The sequence below is a fragment of the Streptomyces sp. JB150 genome (genome assembly GCF_011193355.1).
GTDB lineage: Bacteria > Actinomycetota > Actinomycetes > Streptomycetales > Streptomycetaceae > Streptomyces.
Genome location: NZ_CP049780.1, coordinates 1134730 through 1157566, shown reverse-complemented (window position 1 = coordinate 1157566; position 22837 = coordinate 1134730). Strand labels below are relative to the sequence as shown.

General features: G+C 74.0%; 22 protein-coding genes. 13 read left to right on the top strand and 9 right to left on the bottom strand.

The genetic code is table 11. The features are described from left to right. Nucleotides 1-159 precede the first annotated feature (159 nt). The gene (locus G7Z13_RS05550) at nt 160-300 is read left to right on the top strand and encodes an SCO1431 family membrane protein (RefSeq protein ID WP_165996590.1); all 141 of its coding nucleotides are present in this window, start codon (nt 160-162) and stop codon (nt 298-300) included. A 96-nt stretch (nt 301-396) separates the two neighbouring features. Beyond that, on the top strand, nt 397-1056 hold the full coding sequence (locus G7Z13_RS05545; RefSeq protein WP_165996588.1) for a TetR/AcrR family transcriptional regulator: 660 nt from the start codon (nt 397-399) through the stop codon (nt 1054-1056). A gap of 52 nt (nt 1057-1108) precedes the next feature. Here the strand turns inward: G7Z13_RS05545 and G7Z13_RS05540 are convergent, their stop codons facing one another. Beyond that, the gene (locus G7Z13_RS05540) at nt 1109-2380 is read right to left on the bottom strand and encodes a glycoside hydrolase family 18 protein (protein ID WP_165996586.1); all 1272 of its coding nucleotides are present in this window, start codon (nt 2378-2380) and stop codon (nt 1109-1111) included. 352 nt (nt 2381-2732) lie between these two features. Between G7Z13_RS05540 and G7Z13_RS05535 the strand changes: the two genes are divergently transcribed. Next, complete coding sequence (locus tag G7Z13_RS05535; protein WP_165996584.1) at nt 2733-3905, top strand: acyl-CoA dehydrogenase family protein; 1173 nt, start codon at nt 2733-2735, stop codon at nt 3903-3905. On the opposite strand, the gene G7Z13_RS33535 is transcribed toward G7Z13_RS05535, so the two are convergent. Both G7Z13_RS33535 and G7Z13_RS05525 read right to left on the bottom strand, forming a co-directional pair. Beyond that, a complete protein-coding gene (locus G7Z13_RS33535; protein ID WP_240926126.1) occupies nt 3883-4128 on the bottom strand; it encodes a hypothetical protein in 246 nt (81 codons plus the stop codon). The two genes, G7Z13_RS05535 and G7Z13_RS33535, sit on opposite strands and share 23 nt — an antisense overlap. 479 nt (nt 4129-4607) lie before the next feature. Next, nucleotides 4608-5048 (bottom strand): hypothetical protein, encoded by a 441-nt coding sequence (locus G7Z13_RS05525; RefSeq protein ID WP_165996582.1) that lies wholly within the window; start codon nt 5046-5048, stop codon nt 4608-4610. A 267-nt stretch (nt 5049-5315) separates the two neighbouring features. On the opposite strand from G7Z13_RS05525, the gene G7Z13_RS05520 reads away from it, so the two are divergent. From G7Z13_RS05520 to fxsA, 4 genes are all read left to right on the top strand, one after another. Continuing rightward, a complete protein-coding gene (locus G7Z13_RS05520) occupies nt 5316-5756 on the top strand; it encodes an Lrp/AsnC family transcriptional regulator (protein WP_018548954.1) in 441 nt (146 codons plus the stop codon). A gap of 45 nt (nt 5757-5801) precedes the next feature. After that, nucleotides 5802-7406 carry an amidohydrolase gene (locus G7Z13_RS05515; protein ID WP_165996580.1) on the top strand — a complete coding sequence of 535 codons (1605 nt, stop codon included), beginning with the start codon at nt 5802-5804 and terminating at the stop codon, nt 7404-7406. A 546-nt stretch (nt 7407-7952) separates the two neighbouring features. Continuing rightward, nucleotides 7953-8756: a polyprenol monophosphomannose synthase gene (locus G7Z13_RS05510; protein ID WP_165996578.1), complete on the top strand. Its 804-nt coding sequence runs from the start codon at nt 7953-7955 to the stop codon at nt 8754-8756. 62 nt (nt 8757-8818) lie between these two features. Further along, the gene (fxsA, locus tag G7Z13_RS05505; protein ID WP_165996576.1) at nt 8819-9373 is read left to right on the top strand and encodes an FxsA family membrane protein; all 555 of its coding nucleotides are present in this window, start codon (nt 8819-8821) and stop codon (nt 9371-9373) included. Between the two features lie 121 nt (nt 9374-9494). On the opposite strand, the gene G7Z13_RS05500 is transcribed toward fxsA, so the two are convergent. From G7Z13_RS05500 to G7Z13_RS05485, 4 genes are all read right to left on the bottom strand, one after another. After that, nucleotides 9495-9869 carry an RNA polymerase-binding protein RbpA gene (locus tag G7Z13_RS05500; protein ID WP_003977404.1) on the bottom strand — a complete coding sequence of 125 codons (375 nt, stop codon included), beginning with the start codon at nt 9867-9869 and terminating at the stop codon, nt 9495-9497. A 276-nt stretch (nt 9870-10145) separates the two neighbouring features. Beyond that, nucleotides 10146-11501 (bottom strand): MFS transporter, encoded by a 1356-nt coding sequence (locus G7Z13_RS05495; RefSeq protein WP_165996574.1) that lies wholly within the window; start codon nt 11499-11501, stop codon nt 10146-10148. Between the two features lie 61 nt (nt 11502-11562). Then, nucleotides 11563-12330 (bottom strand): glycerophosphodiester phosphodiesterase, encoded by a 768-nt coding sequence (locus G7Z13_RS05490; RefSeq protein ID WP_165996572.1) that lies wholly within the window; start codon nt 12328-12330, stop codon nt 11563-11565. Next, nucleotides 12327-13064, bottom strand: a complete 738-nt coding sequence (locus G7Z13_RS05485; protein ID WP_206313011.1) for a hypothetical protein — start codon at nt 13062-13064, stop codon at nt 12327-12329. Before G7Z13_RS05485 ends, G7Z13_RS05490 begins: the two co-directional genes overlap by 4 nt. 64 nt (nt 13065-13128) lie before the next feature. Here G7Z13_RS05485 and G7Z13_RS05480 point away from each other — a divergent pair, with 64 nt between their 5' ends. Next, nucleotides 13129-14634, top strand: coding sequence for a PLP-dependent aminotransferase family protein (locus G7Z13_RS05480; RefSeq protein ID WP_165996570.1), 1506 nt, complete (start codon nt 13129-13131; stop codon nt 14632-14634). Between the two features lie 196 nt (nt 14635-14830). Here G7Z13_RS05480 and G7Z13_RS05475 read toward each other — a convergent pair whose 3' ends face one another. Then, on the bottom strand, nt 14831-16486 hold the full coding sequence (locus tag G7Z13_RS05475) for a hypothetical protein (protein WP_165996567.1): 1656 nt from the start codon (nt 16484-16486) through the stop codon (nt 14831-14833). Nucleotides 16487-16523: 37 nt separating this feature from the next. Further along, on the bottom strand, nt 16524-16718 hold the full coding sequence (locus G7Z13_RS05470) for a hypothetical protein (protein WP_165996565.1): 195 nt from the start codon (nt 16716-16718) through the stop codon (nt 16524-16526). Nucleotides 16719-16979: 261 nt separating this feature from the next. Here G7Z13_RS05470 and G7Z13_RS05465 point away from each other — a divergent pair, with 261 nt between their 5' ends. The 5 genes from G7Z13_RS05465 to G7Z13_RS05445 all read left to right on the top strand — a co-directional run bounded on the left by G7Z13_RS05465 (nt 16980) and on the right by G7Z13_RS05445 (nt 22834). Next, nucleotides 16980-17372, top strand: a complete 393-nt coding sequence (locus G7Z13_RS05465; protein WP_165996563.1) for an ankyrin repeat domain-containing protein — start codon at nt 16980-16982, stop codon at nt 17370-17372. Between the two features lie 327 nt (nt 17373-17699). Then, entirely contained in the window at nt 17700-19118 is a 1419-nt protein-coding gene (locus G7Z13_RS05460) for a HEAT repeat domain-containing protein (RefSeq protein WP_165996562.1), read from the top strand. Between the two features lie 472 nt (nt 19119-19590). Continuing rightward, nucleotides 19591-20718, top strand: a complete 1128-nt coding sequence (locus G7Z13_RS05455; protein WP_165996560.1) for a glycosyltransferase family 1 protein — start codon at nt 19591-19593, stop codon at nt 20716-20718. Next, nucleotides 20715-21989, top strand: coding sequence for a glycosyltransferase (locus G7Z13_RS05450; protein WP_165996557.1), 1275 nt, complete (start codon nt 20715-20717; stop codon nt 21987-21989). Before G7Z13_RS05455 ends, G7Z13_RS05450 begins: the two co-directional genes overlap by 4 nt. Further along, nucleotides 21986-22834 carry an SGNH/GDSL hydrolase family protein gene (locus G7Z13_RS05445; protein ID WP_165996555.1) on the top strand — a complete coding sequence of 283 codons (849 nt, stop codon included), beginning with the start codon at nt 21986-21988 and terminating at the stop codon, nt 22832-22834. The genes G7Z13_RS05450 and G7Z13_RS05445 overlap by 4 nt, the downstream gene beginning before the upstream one ends. The last annotated feature ends 3 nt before the right edge of the window (nt 22835-22837 follow it).

Sequence of the window (22837 nt, the reverse complement as noted above, 5' to 3'; positions counted from 1 at the left end):
GCGCCCGGACGCGAGCCGGGAGAGCCGGGGACGCCGGGGGAGCGGCCGGGGCTGTGAGCAACGTCTCGGCCGCAAAGGCCGCGCGCGGTGGCAAGGTGGACAGACCGGTGGGGAACGCCCACCGCTGTCCCCGCTCCGCACGAGATCAGCGAGACACACATGACCGCCACTTCGCTCACCGCCACCCGCGTCCGCACCGGCGGCCCCCAGGACGACGGTCCGAAGATCGTCGAGCATGTCATGGGCTGGGTCCTGGTGGCCGTCGTCGCCATGCTGATCACCCAGCTCGGACTGCTGTGACCCGCGGCACAGTCGCGCTGTGACCTGATACATACCGCTCGGGCCCGACCTGCCATACTGCGGATGTCCCGCCGCCCGTTGGAACCAGGGTCGACAGTGAAGATCAGTGAACAGCGCGACGCCGCCCGTCCCCGGGCGCGCGGAACCGAGCGTTCCGCCGCGCGCCGCGCCGAACTCATCGCCATCGGGCGCAAGCTGTTCGCCGACACCTCCTACGACGCGCTGTCGATGGACGACATCGCGCGCCAGGCCCACGTCGCCAAGGGACTGATCTACTACTACTTCCAGTCCAAGCGCGGCTACTACCTGGCCATCGTCCAGGACTCCGTCGCGGACCTGGTCACCTTCGCGGCGAGCGGCATCGAACTGCCCGCGCGGGAGCGGGTGGAGCGCACCGTCGACGGCTATCTGCGCTACGCCGAGCACAACCAGGCGGCGTACCGCACCATCGTCAGCGGGGGCGTCGGGTTCGACACCGAGGTGCAGGCCATCCGGGACGGGGTGCGCGAGGCGATCGTCGCGACCATCGCCGAAGGGGCGTACGGCCGCCGGGAGATCACGCCGCTGGCACGGATGGGGCTGCTCGGCTGGGTGTGCGGCGTCGAGGGCGCCACCCTGGACTGGATCGACCGGCCCGGCCTGTCCCGCGGCCTCATGCGGGAGCTGCTGGTGAAGACGCTGGGCGGCACCATGCGGGCCATCGAGGAACTGGACCCCGCCTGCCCGGCGCCGCGGCCCGCCCGCCGCGACGGCTGAGGGCGACAGCCGGTGACCGGCCGCCGCCCCTCGTGCCCGCCCGTGCGGCCGGCTAGTTGATGGCCTTGATCAGCTCGCCGTTCGCCGTGTCCCCGCTCAGCTCCCAGAAGAAGGTGCCGCCGAGGCCCTGCTGGTTCTTGTACGTCATCTTGGTCGCGATGGTGGCCGGGGTGTCGTAACTCCACCAGTCGCTGCCGCACTTGGCGTACGCGGTGCCGCCCACGGTGCCGGTCGCCGGGCACTTGGTCTTCAGCACCTTGTAGTCGTCGATGCCCTGCTCGTACGTACCGGCCGCCGGGCCGGTCGCGGTGCCGCCGGGCGCGGACTGGGTGACGCCGGTCCAGCCGCGGCCGTAGAAGCCGATGCCCAGCAGCAGCTTCTGGGCCGGGATGCCGAGGCCCTTGAGCTTCGCGATCGTCGCCGAGGTGTGGTTGGCCGCCTTCGGGATGCCGGAGTACGAGGTCAGCGGCGAGTGCGGGGCGGTGGGGCCGGCGGCGTCCCAGGCGCCGAAGTAGTCGTACGTCATCGGGTTGTACCAGTCCACGTACTGCGCGGCGCCCGCGTAGTCCGCCGCGTCGATCTTGCCGCCGGTGGTGGCGTCCGCCGGGATCGCCGCGGTGACGAGGTTGCCGGACCCGAACTTGGCGCGGACCGCCGCCATGAGGTTCTTGTACGCCGCCCGGCCGCTGGTGTCGCAGGTGGCGCCGCAGGCGTTCGGGTACTCCCAGTCGATGTCGATGCCGTCGAAGACGTCCGCCCACTTGGAGTTCTCGACCAGGTCGTAGCAGGACTGGGCGAACGCGGCCGGGTTCTTCGCCGCCTCGCCGAACCCGCCCGACCAGGTCCAGCCGCCGAACGACCACAGCACCTTGATGTGGGGGTACTTCCTCTTCAGCTCGCGCAGCTGGTTGAAGTTGCCGCGCAGCGGCTGGTCCCAGGTGTCGGCCACGCCGTCGACGGACTCGGCGGCGGTGTAGGTGCGGTCGGTGGCCGCGTAGGCGTCGCCCATCACGCACTTGCCGCCGGAGACGTTGCCGAAGGCGTAGTTGATGTGGGTGAGCTTGGCGGCGGAGCCGGAGGTGTCGATGTTCTTGACCAGGTACTTGCGGTCGTAGGTGCCCCATTCGGTGAAGTAGCCGACGACCTTGGAGCCGGCCGCGGCCTCCGCCTCGGGGGCGGCGGTGGCGGTGGTCGCGCCCGCGCCCGCGAGGAGTCCGGCGCCGAGGACGGCGGTACAGGCGGCGGCGACGAGCGCCCGGGTGCCGCCTGCTCGAACGAAGCGGAGCGACCGGGGCAGGGCGCGGGGACGGTGGGAAGTTCGCATCGGGTGTCTCCTCGTGGGGGAGAGGGGAACGCACGCCGGTTGGCATGAACGCGAAAGACGCGCTCGGTGATGCGACACCGTAGGAGGACTAGACCAGTTGGGTCAATGGTGCGGACCAATTTCCGTCCGGGCGGACTGCCGGGAGAGCCGCGCGGGAATTCTTGAAGTGAGCGGTCGTTAACCGGTGACGCGGAGGCGCCGATCGGGCATACTCACTGCGCACAGCCGCTGGTCAGCGACTTCCGAGACCCGGAAGCCCGTCCCCGCGGCCGGCCTCAGTAAGACCGGCGGAGCCGCCCCACCCAACGGCGCCCGTCCGCCGACGTGCCCGATACGGGAGGAGAGCGTCGCCATGCCCGACCACGCCCCGCAGCCGGTGGACCGGCAACTGCCCACGGACGAGGCCCGGGACCTGATCTCGCTCGTCCGCGACATAGCGCAGCGCGAGATCGCACCGAAGGCGGCCGAGGAGGAGGACGCCGGCCGCTTCCCGCGCGAGGTCTTCGCCCTCCTGTCCGAATCCGGCCTGCTCGGACTGCCCTACGGCGCCGAGTACGGCGGCGGTGAGCAGCCGTACGAGGTCTACCTCCAGGTCCTGGAGGAGCTGGCCGCGGTCCGCCTCACCGTCGGCCTCGGCATCAGCGTGCACACCCTCGCCTCCCACGCGCTCGCCACCTACGGCACCAAGGAGCAGCGGGTCGAGCACCTGCCCGCGATGCTCGGCGGCGGCCTGCTCGGGGCGTACTGCCTCTCCGAGCCCGCCTCCGGCTCCGACGCGGCCTCCCTGCGCACCAAGGCCGTCCGGGACGGCGACGACTGGGTGATCACGGGAACCAAGGCCTGGATCACCCACGGCGGCATCGCCGACTTCTACACCGTCATGGCCCGCACCGGCGAGGAGGGCCCGCGCGGGATCACCGCCTTCCTGGTGCCCGGCGACGCCGAGGGGCTCAGCGCGGCGGCGCCCGAGAAGAAGATGGGCATGAAGGGCTCGCCCACCGCCCAGGTCCACTTCGACGGCGTGCGCGTCGGCGACGAGCGGCGCATCGGCGAGGAGGGGCAGGGCTTCGCGATCGCCCTGTCCGCCCTCGACTCCGGGCGGCTCGGCATCGCCGCCTGCGCGATCGGCCTCGCCCAGGCGGCGCTGGACGCGGCGGTGGACTACGCGCGGGGGCGCCGCCAGTTCGGCCGGCCCATCGCCGACTTCCAGGGCCTGCGCTTCATGCTCGCCGACATGGCGACCCAGATCGAGGCGGGCCGCGCCCTCTACCTGGCGGCGGCGCGGCTGCGCGACGCGGGCCGGCCGTTCGCCCAGCAGGCGGCCATGGCCAAGCTGCACTGCACCGACACGGCGATGCGGGTCACCACGGACGCCGTCCAGGTCCTCGGCGGGTACGGCTACACCGCGGACTTCCCCGTCGAGCGCTACATGCGCGAGGCCAAGATGCTGCAGATCGTCGAGGGCACCAACCAGATCCAGCGGATGGTCGTCGCCCGCCACCTCATCGGTCCGGAGACCCGCTGAACTGTCCCGGCCTGACCAAGGGCGCCGCCAGCCGGACCCACTCCGGGTCGTGGCGCCCCGGCAGGGTGCGGCCCCCGGTCGCCCAGGCGTGCAGCAGGTCCCGGTAGATCGGCGGGTCCTGCAGGTGCGGCGGAGCCGCCGACGACGGAAGCGGAACCGATTCTGCGACGCTCGGGACGAACAGGGTGCGCTGACGCCCGGTCGTGAAAGAGGTGGGGGTCATACCGGGGCAACGCGCCACCGGCCGGACAGGTCACCGGTGCGCGGAATCGGGCGTACGTTCCGGACGGCGCCCGGCGCCCGGAAGCTCCACCGGCGCGCGGGCGCGCGGGTCGCACTCCGAAGCGGATGTCACTCGTACGGCGCATCCGGGCCCGCCGAACCGCACTGCGGCGGCCGGTGCCGCGGTGCGGAGCGGTGAGACGGGAGTGCCGCTGTGCCGCTGCGGCCGGACGGCCGGACCACGGCCGAGCAGCGCGGCGACGCCGCCGGTCCATGGCGGTGCTGCCGGGGATACGGCGGCGCTGCGGACCGAGCGGCGGCGCTGCCGGAGAAGCGGCGGTGCTGCGGTCGGAGTGACGGCGCTGCGGTCCGCGCGGGGTTGCCGCCGTCCGCGCGGGGATGTCGCCGTCCGTGCAGCAGTGCCGCCACGCGGCGCGCCGGTGTTTCAGGACGGCGCGCCGGTGCCGGCCGGCGGTGTGGTCAGGCGGCGCGGCGGCGCAGCGACGGGACGCGCATCGGGCGGGAGCCCGGGCCGCCGACGTGCGAGAAGGGCTGCGTGCGCCAGTCGAGGCCCTGCGGCAGGGTCAGCAGCAGGGCGGTGTCCTGCTCCTGCGGCTCGAACGACTCGTCCGCCGGCCGGGCGTCGGCGGCCCGGCGGCCGGTGCCGGGACAGACCGTGAGGCCGAACGGGTTCCACGGCGAGGCGCACAGCGCGTGCTCCGGCAGGACCTCCTCGTCCGCCAGCAGGGCGATGGGCTGCGCGCAGTCCGGGCAGATCACCCGGAACATCTCGAAGGTGTCGTACGCGTCGAACTCGTCGGCGTCGTCGAGGGCGTCGGGTTCGACACCCTCCGGCTCGGGCTCGACGACCGGCTGCTGCCGCTTGGGCACGGTACGACCAGGGCGCTTAAGACTCTGCATTGGGATTCTCCCCCTCGGGCTGGGCCGTTCGGGCACTGCGGCCTCGACCACACCAAGCACTGCCCAGCGGGCTCGGGGGGTAATCACGAGAACATCACGGAGACGGCCCGGATCTTGTGGCGTTCGTCACATGCCATGCGCAGGTGCCCCACCCGGCGCCCGCACCGCCCGGATGGCCCAACATCCAGGCCACCACATCACGAACCGGGTATGACCTGCGCCGCTCGGCTATCCGTGGAGATCAGCCGCACTGTAGGTTCTTGCGCCATGGAGGAGCTGGACCGACAGATCGTGCAGCTGCTCGTCAAGGACGGGCGGATGAGCTACACCGACCTGGGCAAGGCCACGGGCCTGTCCACCTCGGCCGTGCATCAGCGCGTGCGCCGGCTGGAACAGCGTGGCGTCATCCGCGGGTACGCCGCCGTGGTCGACCCGGAGGCCGTCGGGCTGCCCCTGACCGCCTTCATCTCGGTCAAGCCGTTCGACCCCAGCGCACCCGACGACATCGCCGACCGCCTCGCGGGCGTCCCCGAGATCGAGGCCTGCCACAGCGTCGCCGGCGACGAGAACTACATCCTCAAGGTGCGGGTGGCCACCCCGCACGAACTGGAGGAGCTGCTGGCCCGGCTGCGCAGCCTCGCCGGGGTCTCGACCCGTACCACCGTGGTCCTGTCGACGCCGTACGAGGCCCGGCCCCCGCGTATCTGAGCACCTGGGTGCGGGGCGGCGCACGCGGGGCGCGAAACTGTTCCCATGAGTGAGCGCACCGCCCCGACGAAGACCGTCCTCCTCCGCCGCGGAGAGGTCCACAGCCCCGCCGACCCGTTCGCCACCGCCATGGTCGTCGAACACGGCCAGGTCGCCTGGGTCGGCTCCGAGGGCGCGGCCGACGCCTTCGCGGACGGCGTCGACGAGGTGATCGACCTCGACGGCGCCCTCGTCACGCCCGCGTTCACCGACGCCCACGTCCACACCACCGCGACCGGCCTCGCCCTCACCGGGCTCGACCTGTCCGCCGCACCCGACCTCGACCACGCTCTCGCCCTCGTACGGGACTTCGCCGCCGCCCGCCCGCACGACCGGGTGCTGCTCGGCCACGGCTGGGACGCCGCCCGCTGGCCCGGAGGCCGCCCGCCCACGCGCGCGGAGCTGGACGAGGCCACCGGCGGGCGCCCCCTCTACCTGAGCCGGATCGACGTCCACTCGGCGGTCGTCACCACCGCCCTGCTCGACCTCACCCCCGGCCTCGGCGCGGTCGGCGACGGCCCGCTGACCGCCGACGCCCACCACGCGGTCCGCGCCGCCGCCCTCGGTGCCGTCACCGCGCGGCAGCGCACCGAGGCCCAGCGCGCCGCCCTCGCCCACGCCGCCTCCCTCGGCATCGGCTCGGTCCACGAGTGCGGCGGCCCGGAGATCTCCTCCGAGGACGACTTCACCGGCCTGCTCCGCCTCGCCGCCGAGGAGCCCGGCCCGCGCGTCGTCGGCTACTGGGCCGAACGCGACGTGGACAAGGCGCGCGAGCTGGGCGCGCTCGGCGCGGCGGGCGACCTCTTCGCCGACGGCGCCCTCGGCTCCCACACCGCCTGCCTGCACGAGCCGTACGCCGACGCCGCCCACACCGGCACTGCCTACCTCGACGCCGCAGCCGTCGCCGCGCACGTCGTCGCCTGCACCGAGGCGGGCCTGCAGGCGGGCTTCCACGCCATCGGCGACGCCGCCGTCACCGCCGTCGTCGAGGGCGTGCGCGCGGCCGCCGAGAAGCTCGGCCTCGCCCGCGTCCGGGCGGCCCGGCACCGGATCGAGCACGCCGAGATGCTCACCCCGCAGACCATCGCCGCCTTCGCCGAACTCGGCCTGACCGCCTCCGTGCAGCCCGCCTTCGACGCCCTGTGGGGCGGCGAGGACGGCATGTACGCCCAGCGGCTCGGCGCCGAGCGCGCCCGCTCGCTCAACCCGTTCGCGGCCCTGCTGCGCGCCGGGGTCCCGCTCGCCCTCGGCTCCGACAGCCCCGTCACCCCGCTCGACCCGTGGGGCACGGTCCGCGCCGCCGCCTTCCACCGCACCCCCGAGCACCGGGTCTCCGTACGGGCCGCCTTCACCGCCCACACCCGCGGCGGCTGGCGGGCGGTCGGCCGCGACGACGCGGGCGTCCTGGTGCCGGGCGCGCCCGCGGACTACGCGGTGTGGCGCACCGGGGAACTCGTCGTGCAGGCACCCGACGACCGGGTCGCCCGCTGGTCCACCGACCCGCGCTCCGGCACGCCCGGCCTGCCCGACCTGACCCCCGGCGCCGACCTGCCCGTCTGTCTGCGCACGGTGGTCGGCGGGCGGACGGTCTTCGTACGGCCGGGCGAGTGATCTGTGGGGGTGACGCCGGGGCGCAGCACGCCCGGCGCACCGTCGCGCGACCTGCGCATCCTCCGCTCCGACCTGCGGTTTCGAAGGAAACCCGCAGGTCAAACGGCTGTTGACAGGCGGCGGCCCGGGGCCGGTAGGTTCGGCCGGGTCCACCACCGGACACCCGACCGGGGACGTTCGCACACGCGTCGCGGTGCCGCTGGGTCAGGGATGGTGTACCGCACCGGGGCACCGTCACTGGGAGCCAGGCTCAGCGTCCGCACCGCACGCGGGGGAGCGTTCCGGCCGGTCGGGAAGGTGTGACCCGGGTGGGGCCCGGGTGCTCAGTAGACAACGGCTTTCGGTAGACCCGCAGCCAGCGGGTCCCAGGTCGGACCGAAGGGCGCCGGGCCCCCATCCGCCGCACCGGTGGCCGGTGGGGCCGGTCAAATCCGCGCATCTGCCCCGCTCGCGCGAGGCCGACACCACCGTCCGCACGCCTTGTCGCATCCGCGCAGGCCGCGGCCACTATGGTGGACCTCTGCGTACGGACATGAAGGGGCAGCAGTGAACGACGGCGACGGGACCCGCGCGGCCAAGGCCCAGGGGAGGCGCTTCGGCCCGCTCGGCACGGCCTTGGTGATCATTCCGACCTACAACGAGGCGGAGAACATCAAGACGATCGTCGGCCGGGTGCGCGAGGCGGTCCCCGAGGCGCACGTTCTGGTGGCCGACGACAACAGCCCCGACGGCACCGGCAAGCTCGCCGACGAGCTCGCCGCCGTCGACGAGCAGGTCCACGTGCTGCACCGCAAGGGAAAGGAAGGCCTCGGCGCCGCCTATCTCGCGGGCTTCCGCTGGGGCCTGGAGCGGGACTACGGCGTGCTGATCGAGATGGACGCCGACGGCTCCCACCAGCCCGAGGAACTGCCCCGGCTGCTGACCGCGCTCAAGGGCGCCGACCTGGTGCTCGGCTCCCGCTGGGTGCCGGGCGGCCGGGTGGTCAACTGGCCCAAGTCCCGCGAGTTCATCTCCCGCGGCGGCAGCCTGTACTCGCGCCTCGCGCTCGACCTGCCGCTGCGCGACATCACCGGCGGCTACCGCGCCTTCCGCGCGGAGACCCTGCGGGGCCTCGGCCTGCAGGAGGTCGCCTCCCAGGGCTACTGCTTCCAGGTCGACCTCGCCCGCCGCGCGATCAAAGCCGGCTACCACGTCGTCGAGGTGCCGATCACCTTCGTCGAACGGGAGCTGGGCGACTCCAAGATGAGCCGCGACATCCTCGTCGAGGCCCTGTGGCGGGTCACCTCCTGGGGCGTGGAGGAGCGGGTCGGCAAGCTGCTGCGGCGGGGCGGCGGGGCGCCGCAGCGGTAGGGCGTCCCCGGCCGGGCACGGCCCTTATCCCGTGCTGAGCCCCGTGCGGGCACACTGGACGCATGACGACTGGCGCTCCGACCCCTCCGCCCCTCACCCGGCCCCGGCGATCCCGGCTGCGCACGGCGCTGCCGCTCGCCGTGGCGGCGTCGCTGGTGCTGGAGATCTGGCTGCTCACCGTGGTCGCCGAGGCGGCGGGCGGCTTCACGGTGTTCCTGCTGCTGCTCGCCGGGCTGGTGCTCGGCTCCCTGGTCATCAAGCGGGCGGGCCGGCGCGCCTTCCGGAATCTCAACGAGGCGCTGCAGAGCGGCACCGCGCCCTCCAGCGGAGGCGGCAGCGGACTGCTGATGCTGGGCGGCCTGCTGCTGATGCTGCCCGGTCTGATCTCGGACGTCGCCGGTCTGCTCCTGCTCGTCCCGCCGGTCCGGAAGGCCCTCGGCCGGTACACCGAGCGCACGGTGGAGCGCAGGCTGCGCCGGACCGCCCCCGGCTCCCTGGGTGACGTCTTCCAGCAGACCCGCATGTACCGCCCCGACGGCAAGGTCGTCCAGGGCGAGGTCGTCCGCGACACCCCGGCGGACCCGCCGCGCGAGCAGTACCCGCCGCTGAACCGCTGACCGCCCCACGCACCGAGCGGGTCCGTCAGGGCAGCACGACGACCGCGGGCGCCGTACGTGGCCTCACGTACGGCGCCCGCGGTCAGGTGCGTGCGCTGGAAATCGGGCCGGGCCCCGCGGGCTAGGCCGACTTGCGGCTGTCCCGCGGATGAACGGCGATGTTCATCGCGCCGGAACGCAGGACGGCGAGCCGCTCCTCGAGGACCTCTTCGAGTTCCTCACGGGTGCGGCGCTCCATCAGCATGTCCCAGTGCGTACGGGCCGGCTTCGCCTTCTTCTCCTCCGGACCGTCACCGTCCACGAGGAGTGCCTGGGCCCCGCAGACCTTGCACTCCCACTCCGGCGGGATCTCCGCCTCGACCGAGAAGGGCATTTCGAACCGGTGCCCCTTCTCGCATGCGTACTCCACGGCCTGGCGCGGGGCCAGGTCGATGCCGCGGTCCGTCTCGTAGCTGGTCACCACGAGGCGCGTGCCGCGAAGAGCTCGCTCACTCATGAATCGTGCCTCCCGGGCTTGTCGCCCACAGGACAGGTGTCGCTGTCGTCGTCATCCGGTCAACGTCCGGTCGGCGGTAAAGATTCCCGTTCGGAGTCCCGTTCCGGGTCATGCGTCGCCGTCGTAGCCGCAGCCTTGTCAACCAGTGCAGTACCCACAGGCGCCCGGTTTGTCACATCTGATCGGAGATGTCACCCAGCGTTTCATCATCTTTGACGCAGTAACGGTACGCCTGGCAGGCCAAACGCGTACACTACAGCCCTTTCGCGCCGAGTGCTAAATCCTTTCGGGAACCGGGTTGCCCGCGTCCCCGATCGCCCGCCGTACCGGTACCCGCGCGAGGAGCACGAAACCCAGCACGAAGAAGGCCACCAGCGAGATGATCGCGTCCCGGTAGCTCCCGGTCAGCTGGTAGGTCAACCCGAACAGCAGCGGGCCCAGCCAGCTCATCCCGCGGTCGCTCAGCTCGTACGCCGAGAAGTACTCGGCCTCCTTCCCGGGCGGGACCAGGTGCGAGAACAGGGAGCGGGACAGCGCCTGGCTGCCGCCGAGGACCAGGCCGATCGCGGCGGCCAGCGCGAAGAACCACACCGGCTCCCCGGCCGGCAGGAAGTATCCCGTGGCGAGAATCACCGTCCACGCCACCAGCGACCCCAGCACCGTCCGTTGCGCGCCGTACCGCCGCGCCAGCCGGCCCAGCGCCAGCGCGCCCGCCACCGCCAGCACCTGGACCAGCAGCACCGCCGCGATGAGCGTCGACTGGCCGAGCCCCAGCTCCTTCGAGCCGTACACCGAGGCCTGGCTGATCACGGTCTGGATGCCGTCGTTGTAGACCAGGTACGCCAGCAGGAAGCCCAGGGTCAGCGGGTGGCGGCGCATGTCGCGCAGGGTCGCCAGCAGCTGCCGCCGGCCGGTCACGGCCGGCGCCGGCCCGGGTGCCGGGCGGTCGCGCAGGCGGCGCAGCGGGATCAGCGCGAACGCACCCCACCACAGCCCCGCCGAGGCCAGACAGACGCGCACGGCCTCGCTCTCCGAGAGGCCGAACGAGTCGTGGGAGAGGTAGAGCACCAGATTGCCGACCAGGACCAGCGCTCCCGCCGCGTACCCGAAGGCCCAGCCGCGCGAGGAGACCGCGTCCCGCTCCTCGGGCGGCGCGATCTGCGGCAGGTAGGAGTTGTAGAGCATCATCGCCACCGACTGGGCCGCGTTCGCCACGACCAGCAGCGCCCCGCCGAGCAGATAGCGGTCGCCGGAGAGGAAGAACATGCCCGCGGTGGCCGTGGCGCCCACGTACGCGGCGGCGGCCAGCAGGGGCTTCTTGCGGCCCGTGCGGTCGGCGGCGGCGCCCACCAGGGGCATCGCCAGGACGGCCACGACCACCGACAGGGACACCGCGTACGCGAAGAAGGCTCCCGCGCGGACCGGGATCCCCAGCGGATGCACGAACCCGTCGGCGTCCGCCGCCGACTCGGCGACCGAGGTCAGATAGGGGCCGAGGAAGACGGTGAGGACGCTCGTCGAGTAGACGGAGCACGCCCAGTCGTAGACGTACCAGCCACGCTGCTCACGCCGTCGCGCGGCGGACTCGCCGTCCGCCTCCCGCGCGCCGGTCCGCCCGGTGTCCGTGCCCACCCGTGCCCCGCTTCCCCGCCGATGCCGCGCGCAAGGGCCGGGCGGCGGCGGGCCCGGCGGGTCACACCCAGAGGCCGCGGTCCTCCATGACCCTGCGCAGTGTGTCGATGTGATCGGTCATGATGCCATCGACGCCCAGGTCCAGGAGCCGGTGCATCCGCTCCGGTTCGTTGATCGTCCATACGTGCACCTGGAGCCCGCGCGCGTGGGCGGCGCGGATGAAGCGGCGGTCGACCACCTGGATCCCCGACTGGGACTCGGGCACCTGCGCGGCGACGGCCGAGCGGCGCAGCGCCGCCGGGACACCCCACGAGCGCAGCCGCAGATTGAGCACGCCCCGGGTGCCGTACGACGTCGCCAGGCGCGGTCCGGCCAGCCGCTGGGCGCGGACCACGCGGGCCTCCGAGAAGGAGCCGACGCATACTCGGTCCCAGGAGTCGGTGCGCGCCACCAGGTTCAGGAACGAGTGCAGCGCCGACTCCGCCTTGAGGTCGACGTTCCAGCGCACCTCGGGGAAGGTCTCCAGCAGCTCCTCGAACAGCGGCACCGGTTCGCGGCCGCCCACGCGCGCGTGCCGCACCTCCGCCCACGGCAGCTCCGCGATCCGGCCCGTGCCGTCGGTCACCCGGTCCAGCGTCGTGTCGTGGAACGCCACGAGCTTGCCGTCCCGCGTGGCGTGCACATCGGTCTCGATGTACCGGTAGCCGGCCTCGACCGCGCGCCGGAACTGGAGCACGGTGTTCTCCAGGCCGTCGGCCGCCCCGCCCCGGTGGGCGAACGGGATGGGGCCGGGATGGTCGAGATACGGATGGCGTACGCGCGTGCTCACCGTCGCAGTATCGCGCGCCGCGGTTGCCCCTCGGCAACGACCGTGCTGCCGTCGGATGCCGACGGGACGGCGAACACCCGCAGGAAGAGCTGGGCGAGCGGGCCGATCGCGACCGCGTACAGCACCGTGGCCACGCCGATGGTGCCGCCCAGGACGAAACCGCCGGTCACGACCGCGACCTCGACGGCCGTCCGCATCAGCCGGATCGACCGGCCGGTGCGCCGGTGCAGCCCGGTCATCAGCCCGTCGCGCGGCCCCGGACCGAAGCGGGCGGCGATGTACAGACCGGTGGCGACGCCGTTGAGGACGATGCCGGCCAGCATCAGGGGGACCCGGACGAGCAGGGTGTGCGCCTCGGGGACGAGGGCGAGCGTGCCGTCCATGGCGATGCCCACCACGAACACGTTGGAGACCGTGCCGAGTCCCGGGCGCTGGCGCAGCGGGACCCACAGCAGCAGCACCACGGCGCCGACGATGATCGACACGACGCCGATCGTGAGGCCGGTGCGTTCGGCCAGGCCCTGGTGGAGCACGTTCCACGGCTCCAGGCCGAGTCCCGCCTCCACCAGGAGGGCGGAGCTGGCGCCGTACAGCGCGAGACCGGCGTACAGCTGGATCAGCCGGCGCGTTAGGTGGCGTGGTTCGCGCCCGCCGTCTTCCGTGGACGGTGTGGAGTCCGTGGACCGGTGTGTCGACAAGAGGTCCCCCCTGGTGGTGTTGGTGGCCTGACGCATGACACTCTGTGGCTTGGGATGAAACGTCATCCAGGGCCAATCGCGGGAAGGTGGACTGGTAATCATGGCGCAGTGGACCTCGGCGGTGGGGGCCGCGCAGCTCGCCCGGCTGCTCAAGTCCCAGCAGGACCGCCCCGCGGGCCCCGGCACCCGCCGCCCGCCCGCCTACCGGGCGCTCGCCGACGGGATCCGGCTGCTGGTGCTCGAAGGGCGGGTGCCGGTCGCCGCGCGGCTGCCCGCCGAGCGCGAGCTGGCCCTCGCCCTGTCCGTCAGCCGTACGACGGTCGCCGCCGCCTACGAGGCGCTGCGCACCGAGGGCTTCCTGGAGTCGCGGCGCGGCGCCGGCAGCTGGACCGCCGTCCCGGCGGGGAACCCGCTCCCCGCGCGGGGCCTCGAACCGCTGCCGCCCGAGGCGCTGGGCTCGCTGATCGACCTCGGCTGCGCGGCGCTGCCCGCGCCCGAACCGTGGCTCACGCGCGCGGTGCAGGGCGCCCTGGAGGAACTGCCGCCGTACGCGCACACGCACGGCGACTATCCGGCCGGGCTGCCCGCCCTGCGCGCGATGATCGCCGAGCGGTACACCGCGCGGGGCATCCCCACCATGCCCGAGCAGATCATGGTGACGACCGGCGCGATGGGCGCCATCGACGCCATCTGCCACCTCTTCGCCGGGCGCGGCGAGCGGATCGCCGTGGAGTCGCCGTCGTACGCCAACATCCTCCAGCTCATGCGCGAGGCGGGCGCCCGGCTGGTGCCCGTCGCGATGGCCGAGGGACTGAGCGGCTGGGACATGGACCGCTGGCGCCAGGTCCTGCGGGACGCCGCGCCGCGCATCGCCTATGTCGTCGCCGACTTCCACAACCCCACCGGCGCGCTCGCCGACGAGGACCAGCGGCGCCGACTGGTGGAGGCGGCCCGGTCCGCCGGGACCGTGCTGGTCGCCGACGAGACGATGAGCGAGCTGTGGCTCGACGCGGACATGGCGGGCGCGATGCCGCCGCCGGTCTGCTCCTTCGACCCCGCCGGGTCCACGGTGATCACGGTCGGGTCGGCGAGCAAGGCGTTCTGGGCGGGGATGCGCATCGGCTGGGTGCGGGCGGCGCCTGACGTGGTCCGCAGCCTGGTGGCCGCGCGCGCCTACGCCGACCTGGGCACGCCCGTGCTGGAGCAGCTGGCGGTGCACTGGCTGTTCAGCACCGGTGGCTGGGAGCAGGCCGTGGAGCTGCGGCGGCAGCAGGCCCGGGACAACCGGGACGCGCTGGTCGCGGCGGTACGGCGGGAGCTGCCCGAATGGGAGTACGAGGTGCCCAAGGGCGGCCTCACGCTCTGGGTGCGCGCCGGGGGCCTGTCCGGGTCCCGGCTCGCCGAGGCGGGGGAGCGGGTCGGCGTCCGGGTTCCGTCCGGGCCGCGGTTCGGTGTGGACGGGGCGTTCGAGGGGTATGTGCGGCTGCCGTTCACCGTCGGCGGCGCGGTGGCGGAGGAGGCGGCGGCGCGGCTGGCCGCGGCGGCGCGGCTGGTGGAGAGCGGGGGCACGGCGGGAGCGGAGGCGCCGCGCACGTTCGTCGCGTGAGGGGCGGATTCGTGGGGCATGGCATGGGGCACGCGTGACGCGTACCTTCGCGTGGCGGGGCGCGTGGCATCGCGTGTGACATGGCGTGTGACACGGCGTGCGACACGGCGTGGCGACACGGAAAAGGGCGGGCCCCGCGCGGGGCCCGCCCTTTTCCGGTGCCGGTGACTCTCGTGCCGGCGGGTGACTCCTGCGGTCAGGACGTCTCCGCCGCGACCGCCTTCGCGGGGACCGGCTCGGCCACACCGTCCGTCTGCCCGTCGGTCTCGGGGACCGTCTCGGGCTCCACCGTCTCCGGCCGCACCCTCTCGGGCTCCACCGCTTCCGGTTCCTCGTCCGCCGGTGTCGTGCGCGGGGGCAGCAGGTCTAGGACGGCCTGGCGGTGGGCGTCGCTGGTCGCGTCGTCGTACGGGTCGGGGGTCGCCGGGACCTGGAGGCGCAGCACCGGTCCCGCGCCGAGACGGGCGTAACCGCGGCCCGGGGGGACGTGGGAGGTGGGTGTGGTGTGCGGCGGGGCGCCGAGGACCGCCTCCAGCTGCGCGACGCCGGCCGGTCCGAGGGCGACCCGCGCGCGTGTGTGCTGGCGTACGGCGTCGGGGAGGGCGTCCAGGCTGTCGAACTGCTCGGCGACGACCACGGTGACGCCCGCGGCGCGGCCGTGCCGCAGCGGCACCTGGAGCAGGGACAGCGGGTCCTTGTCGCCGTCCGCCTCGGTGACGTGGCCGAGTGCCGTCGGCCGGTCGAGCAGCAGCCACAGCGGGCGCTTGGTGTCCTCCGGCGGCGGGTTGCCCTCCTGCCGGGCGCGGTTGACGGCGATCAGCCGGCGCTCGGTCTCGGCCGCGGCCCACTCCAGGCCGGCCAGCGCCCCGGTCAGGGAGCACTCGACCGCCAGCACGCCGTCGCGGCCGGTCAGGCAGGCGTACTCGCCGGTGCCGCCGCCTTCCACGATGAGGATGTCGCCGTGCCGCAGGGCCTGGAGGGCGATGGAGCGCAGCAGGGTGGAGGTGCCGGTGCCCGGCTGGCCCATGACCAGCAGATGCGGCTCGGTGGAGCGGATGCCGGTGCGCCAGACGACCGGCGGGACGTCGCGCCGCTCCTCGCCGTGGGTGAGGGGGAGCGTGCGCTGGACCTCGGTGGGGTCGGTGAAGCCGAGGACCGTCTCGCCGGGGGCGGTGACGAAGCGCTGGGCGGCGATGTCGGTGGGCAGCGGGGCGAGGACGGTGACCGTGAGCTGGTTGCCCTCCTCGTCCCAGGCGAAGTGGTACTCCCGGCCGCGGCCCGACTTGGCGCTGAGCAGGTGCTCCACGCGCGCGCGCGCCTCCGGTTCGCCGTCCGGGAAGTAGGCCGGGTAGCGGATCGCCAGCTGGGCGACCCGGCCCGAGCCGTCGAACTCGTACTCGGGGAAGGCCTTCTCCCAGTCGCCGCCGTGGGTGTACAGCGGCTCGGGGTCCTCGGCGGTCGAGAAGTAGGGGACCAGTGCCTCGTAGAGCGACTTCAGCCGCTCCGTCTGGGACGCGTCGGGCCCGTCCGGCACGGCCGGGGGGCGGTCCCGGCCCTGCCAGGCTGCCGCCGCCATCAGGCTGATGACGGCGAGCAGCGGGCCGTACGGCGCCAGGGCCACGACCAGGATCACCGAGGCCACGAGGAACAGCAGCGGGCCGCGCTTGTCCTTCGGGGTGTCGGCCCACCTGCGCCGTCCGGCCGCCGCCAGCCGGCGCAGACCGCGGGTGATCGTGATCAGCGGATGGAGAACGTCGGTGGCGCTGTCGGCCGCCGTCCGGGCCAGCTCCCGGCTCCGGGCGATCTGCGCGCTGCCTGTGCTCAGGATGCGGGGGAGGGGGCGCCGGGCCACTGCTGTCTCCTGAAGGTGCGTACGGGCGGGACGGACGTCAGAACTTGATGCCGCCGAGGAGGCTCGCGAGGCTCTCGCCGCCGGCCTTGATGCTGGGCGCGATGGCCGTACTCGCCAGGTAGAAGCCGAACAGGGCCGAGACCAGGGCGTGCGACGCCTTGAGGCCGTCCTTGCGGAAGAAGATGAAGACGACCACGCCGAGCAGAACGACGCCTGAGATGGAGAGGATCATGTGAGTGCTCCTGGTTCGTGGGGACAGTCACCATGAGTACTTCCAGGCTCACAGCATGTATCCATACGATAAAAGGTGCAAGTGGGTGAAATTCGGGCGATTTCCCTCGTTCGGCCGAGCTGTGTTCCGCTGATCGAGCCCGGCGATCGGGCCCGGCCGGGGCTGTGGTGATCTTTACCTCCGGCAGATCGGGTCATGTGCGGCGCGAGCCAGTACCCTGGCGATTCACCTGAACGGTTGCAGTGAGAGGCGGTCCGGCCGATGAGTGAAGCCCCCGACCCCGAGGTCGTGGAGCTGGCGACGAAGATCTTCGATCTGGCCCGGCAGGGACAGACCGAGGCCCTCGTGGCGTATGTCGACGCGGGTGTTCCGGCCAACCTCACCAATGACCGCGGCGACTCCCTGGTGATGCTCGCCGCCTATCACGGCCACGCGGAGACCGTACGGGCGCTGCTCGCGCGCGGGGCCGAGGCGGACCGCGTCAACGACCGAGGCCAGACCCCCCTCGCCGGAGCGGTTTTCAAGGGCGAGGAGGAGGTCATCAGGGCGCTGCTCGAGGGCGGAGCCGACCCTTCCGCCGGCACGCCGTCGGCCGTGGACACGGCCCGGATGTTCGGCAAGGCAGAGCTGCTCGAGCTCTTCGGCGCGGATTGATCTCACCGCGTCTGATCAGGTAAAACGCACGTTCCGACCAGGCAGGACGACGACCACGGGGGAGGCGGTACGCGGCCGCCGGAAATATCGGTCGCGGCATCGAGAACCGCCGAGTCATCATGACGTCGTGATTCACGGACGCGATGGCCGGGCAAGTGTTGCCGCACCGCGCGGGCCGTGACTCGGTCCGCGAGGGCCACCGACGAGAGGCAGAGGAAGATGGTCTACAGCAAGCATGAGACGGCGGGCGCCCCGACGTGTTGTCACGCGGCCAGGTAGTGCGTGTTCCCCGGTTGCGTCGACGCTTGATGTGAGGCTGTGTTTCCCATGTTCGATCCGGTCATAGCGCCCAGCGGTACGCTGCTCGGCCTGCTCCAGCGGGGCCGCGGCGACGGCACGCTGCACGCGCTCACCGCCCCCCGTGACGAGGCCCTGACGGCCCTGAACCACTGTGTGCTGCGCGACCCCCGCCACGACTGGCAGCTGGAGAACCGCTCCCTCTACTACGCCCGTCTCTACCTCGACCTGAACGGCGAGCTGGACGCCATCGAGGCACACCTCTTCGACCCCGAGGACGTCCTCGACCCCGAGGAGTCCCGCACCGGGCTCGCCCTGGCCGTCCTCGGCCACCTCGCGTCCTACGGCAGGCGGGACGCCCTGATGCTGTTGCGCAGGTACGCCGCCCACGGCTCCAACTGGGCCTGGGCCCTCGACGAACTCGCCCTGCGCGACGACGACGCCGGTCTGCGCGCCCTCGCGGCGCCCGTCCTGGCGCGTTTCCCGGCCGGTGCCGAGGGCGACGCCGAGCTGGCCGCCGCCGTGCGGGACGCCTTCGAGCCGCGGCCCTGGCGGCTGTGGGCCGAGGATCCGCGCGCATGGATCTCCGGCCGGGTCCGGGCCGCCCACGAGACCGGCTGCTTCGACCGCTGGCAGCGGCAGATGCGGCCCACCGGGCCCCGGCCCGGCTGGAGCGTGCGCGCGGTGTTCGAATGGGCCCAGCAGGGCCTCGACCGCGGCGCGGCCCTCCACGTGCCCGCCGCCCGCTGCCTGATCGCCGTCGCCGGGCCCGAGGACCGGCCCGAGATCATCCAGGCGGCCAAGGACGGCACCGATGGCGCCCGCAGCACCGCGTTGCGCTACCTCGCCGACCGCGACGATCCCGACGCCCTCGATTTGGTCGAGGCCGCCGTGAGCACCGGATCACCGGCCGTCGTGGAGGCCGCCGTCGACGCCTTCGAACGGATGCGCGGCACCGCCGCCGTCGACCGGGCGCGCGGCTGGGCCCGCCGCCCCGACCCGCTGGGCGCCGCCGCCGGGCGGGTGCTCGCCTGCCGGGGCGGGACCCAGGACAGCGACCTCGTCCTCGGCGCCCTGCGCGAGGCCGTCCGGGGCGAGGGCCCCGACGCGCCGACCCTGTGGACCCTCGTCGACGGCGCCGGACGCCTCGGCATCGCCTGCGCCGCGCCGGTACTGCGGCACGTCTACCGGGAGACCGCTTCCTCCCACCTGCGCGGCCGCGCCGCCCGCGCGCTAGCCGCCACCGATCCCTCCTTCCCCGCCGGATTCGCCGTCGAGTGCCTGTGGGACTGCGAGGAGTCCACCCGCGAACTGGCCGCCCGGCACGCCGAGACCGGCGACACCCGCGTCGTCGAGCAGCTGCGCAGGCTGGCCGCCGATCCGGCCGAGGAGGCGGAGGTCCAGACGGCCGTACGCAGCCGGATCGGACCGGACGCGCCGGCGGTGTGAGCCGGTCGTGGGGGCGCGAGAGTTAGTCCGTAGGGCGCCCTAGGGTGGGGCGCGCGGGAGGCGGGTCCGGGATGGCAGCCGGTACGGGGCGCGCGGGGTGAGCGAGTACAGGGCCCGCGCGGGGTGGGCCGGTACGGCGTTCGCGGCCCGAGTCGGCCTGGCGTCGGGGCGAGGGCCGTGACGAGGTCGGCGGACGCGGACGGGGTGCCGATGACGGCACCCCGGGACCGGAACAGAAGGATCGCCGTCGGTGCTGGCCGGAACCGAAACGGAGGACCGCCGTCGGTGCGGCTGGATCCGGGACGGAGGAGCGCCGGTCGGCTCGTCCGGTGAACTCCGGGTGACCCGCCGGGCAGAGACGCGTGGCCGGATCCTGACCCACGCGGGTGCGCGTACCAACGCTCATGGGACGTTCCTCGCCCGGAAAGATCCACGTTGACGCGGCCACGTCCAGCGCGGCGACAACACCCGTATGCGTGTCGTCATCGTGACCGAATCCTTTCCCCCCGATGTGAACGGCGTGGCCCACTGCGCGCTCCAGACCGCCCGGCACCTCGTCGACCGCGGTCACGCGCCCCTCGTCGTCGCACCGGCTCCCGCTCCCGGACAGCGGCCCGACGCCCTCGCACCGTGCCCCGTCGTCCACGTCCCCTCCCTGCCGCTCCCCGGCTACCCGCAGGTCCGGGTCGCGCTGCCCAGCCGGCGCCTGACCGCCGCGCTGATCGAGCACCGCGCGGACCTCGTCCACCTGGCCAGCCCCTTCGTGCTCGGCGTACGCGGCATGGCCGCCGCCGCCCGGCTCGGCATCCCCGCCGTGGCCGTCTACCAGACCGACCTGGCCGGATACGCCCGCACCTACATGGGCGCCGGCGAGGCCGCGGCCTGGCGGCGCATCCGCGCGGTGCACACCGCCGCCGACCGCACCCTCGCACCGTCCACCGCCTCCCTGCGCGACCTTCAGGCGCACGGCGTGCCCCGGGTACGGCTGTGGCCGCGCGGGGTCGACACCGTACGTTTCCGGCCGGACCGGCGGGACGAGGCGGTGCGCCGCGAGCTGGCCCCGAACGGTGAGCTGATCGTCGGGTACGTCGGTCGGCTCGCCCCCGAGAAGCACGTCGAACTGCTCGCCCGGGCCTGCGCGCTGCCGGGCGTGCGGGTGGTGGTCGTCGGGGACGGGCCCAGCCGGCCCGGCCTGGAGCAGGCGCTGCCCGGCGCGGTGTTCCTGGGCCGCCGTACCGGCGACGACCTCGCCCGGATCTTCGCCTCGCTCGACGTGTTCGCGCACACCGGCCCCTTCGAGACCTTCTGCCAGACCGTGCAGGAGGCCATGGCGAGCGGGGTGCCCGTCGTCGCGCCCGCCACGGGCGGGCCACTGGACCTGGTCGGCCACGGCCGGAATGGACTGCTCGTCCCGCCGCGCGACCCGGACGCCCTGCGGGACGCGGTGGCTGCCCTCGCCGCCGCTCCCGCCCTGCGCGCCGCGTACGGGGCCGCCGCGCGGGACGCCGTCGAGGGCCGCACCTGGGCGGCCGTCGGCGACCGGCTGATCGAGCACTACGAGGACGTGCTCGCCGCGCGGAAGGCGGTGCTGGCGGCATGACCACCCCACGCGGGACGGACGGCCCGCTGCGGATCGTCCGGCTGGCCAACTTCGTCACACCCGCCTCCGGGGGCCTGCGCACCGCCCTGCGCGAGCTGGGCAAGGGCTTCCGGGCGGCCGGACACGAACCCGTGCTGATCGTGCCGGGCGAGCGGCACACCGACCGGGACACCGAGCAGGGCCGCGTCATCACCCTGCCCGGTCCGCTGCTGCCCGGCACCGGCGGCTACCGCGTCCTCACCGACCGGCGCCGCGTCGCCGCCCTCCTGGAGGACCTGGCACCCGACCGCCTGGAGGTCTCCGACCGGACGACCCTGCGCTGGACCGGCCGGTGGGCGCGGCGCGCGCGGGTGCCCGCCGTGATGGTCTCCCACGAGACCGCCGACGGGGTGCTGCGCACCTGGGGGCTGCCCGAGGCGGCGGCCCGGCGCGCGGCCGACGCGCTCAACGTGCGCACCGCGCACGCGTACTCCCGCGTCGTGTGCACGACGGAGTTCGCCGAGCGGGAGTTCGTGCGGATCGGCGCCCGCAACGTCGTACGGGCGCCGCTGGGCGTCGACCTGACGAGCCGCCACCCCTCGCTGCGTGACGCGGGGATACGCGGCCTCCACGCGCGCGTGGACCAGGACCTGCTGGTGATGTGCTCGCGGCTGTCCGTGGAGAAGCGGCCCGGCACCGCGCTGGACGCCCTGGCCGAGCTGCGGCGGCGGGGCAGGCGGGCGGTGCTGGTGGTCGCCGGGGACGGGCCGCTGCGGGGGCGGCTGGAACAGCGCGCACGCGAGCGGAATCTGCCGGTGGCCTTCCTCGGGCACGTCTCCGAACCAAGGCTGCTGGCCGCGCTCCAGGCCAGTGCCGACGTGTGCCTGGCGCCGGGGCCCGCGGAGACGTTCGGGCTGGCCGCCCTGGAGGCGATGGCCTGCGGCACGCCGGTCGCGGTGAGCGCGTCGTCGGCGCTGCCCGAGGTCGTCGGAGCCGCCGGCGCCGTCGCGGCGGACACCGGGGAGGGTTTCGCGGACGCCGTCGAGGCGCTGCTGGCGCGGCCCGAGCGGGAGCGGCGGGAGGCAGCACGCGCGCGTGCGGAGCTGTTCGGCTGGGACGCGGCGGTGGCGGCGTTCCTCGCCGCGCACGACGCGACGGCACCCAGCCGTCCGGTCCGGGCCCCGGGCGCCGACGCCGCCCCGCGCGGGGAGAGCGGGCAGGGCGAACGAGCCCGGACGGGCACCGGGGTCCCGCGGCACGGGGTGGGGGTCGCCGAGGGGGCTGCCGGATGAGACCCCTGACGTTCGTCGCCCTCGGCGACTCGCTGACGGAAGGAGTGGGCGACCCCGCCGGGAACGGATGGCGCGGCTGGGCCGCGCTGCTCGCCGCCGGGCTCTCCCCGCAGCCCGTGCGGTTCACCAACCTCGCGGTCAGCGGGGCGCAGACCCGGGACGTCCTGGAGACCCAGCTGCCCGCCGGGCTCGCCCTGCGGCCGGACCTCGTGTCCGTCGTCGTGGGCGTCAACGACACGCTGCGCCGCACCTTCGACATCCAGGCCGTCGCCGCCCGCCTCGACGAGGTCTACGGCGCCTTCGCCGGGCAGGGCGCGGCACTGCTCACCGCCTGTCTGCCCGACCCCGGCACCATGCTGGGCCTGCCGGGCGCCCTGGCCCGCCCCCTCGCCCGGCGGCAGCGGGCGGTCAACACCGTGGTCCACGCGCTGTCCGAGCGGTACGGGGCCGTGCACCTGCACGCCTGCGAGGGGGACTGGCTGCGGGACCGGGCCCTGTGGAGCGCGGACCGGCTGCATCCGGGCGAGCGCGGCCACCGGCAGTTCGCCGTGCGCTGCCACGCCCTGCTGGCCCGGGCCGGCCTCGCCACCGGGACCCCGCCCTCGCCGGAACCAAACTCCCCGGCGCCGACCAGAGCGGCGGCCCTGTGGTGGCTGGCCACGGCGGGCACCGGCTGGGTGGCCCGCCGCTGCACCGACCTCCTGCCCCAGCTGCTCCGCCTCGCCGCCGACGAGATCCACCACCACGCGCGCGGCACGAGCGCCCGCCTGGACCTGCGAGCCACCCACGCGGTGACCGCGGCGCTTGCCGCGTTGCCGGTGGGGGAGGGGAGGGAGGCGGCGTAGGGA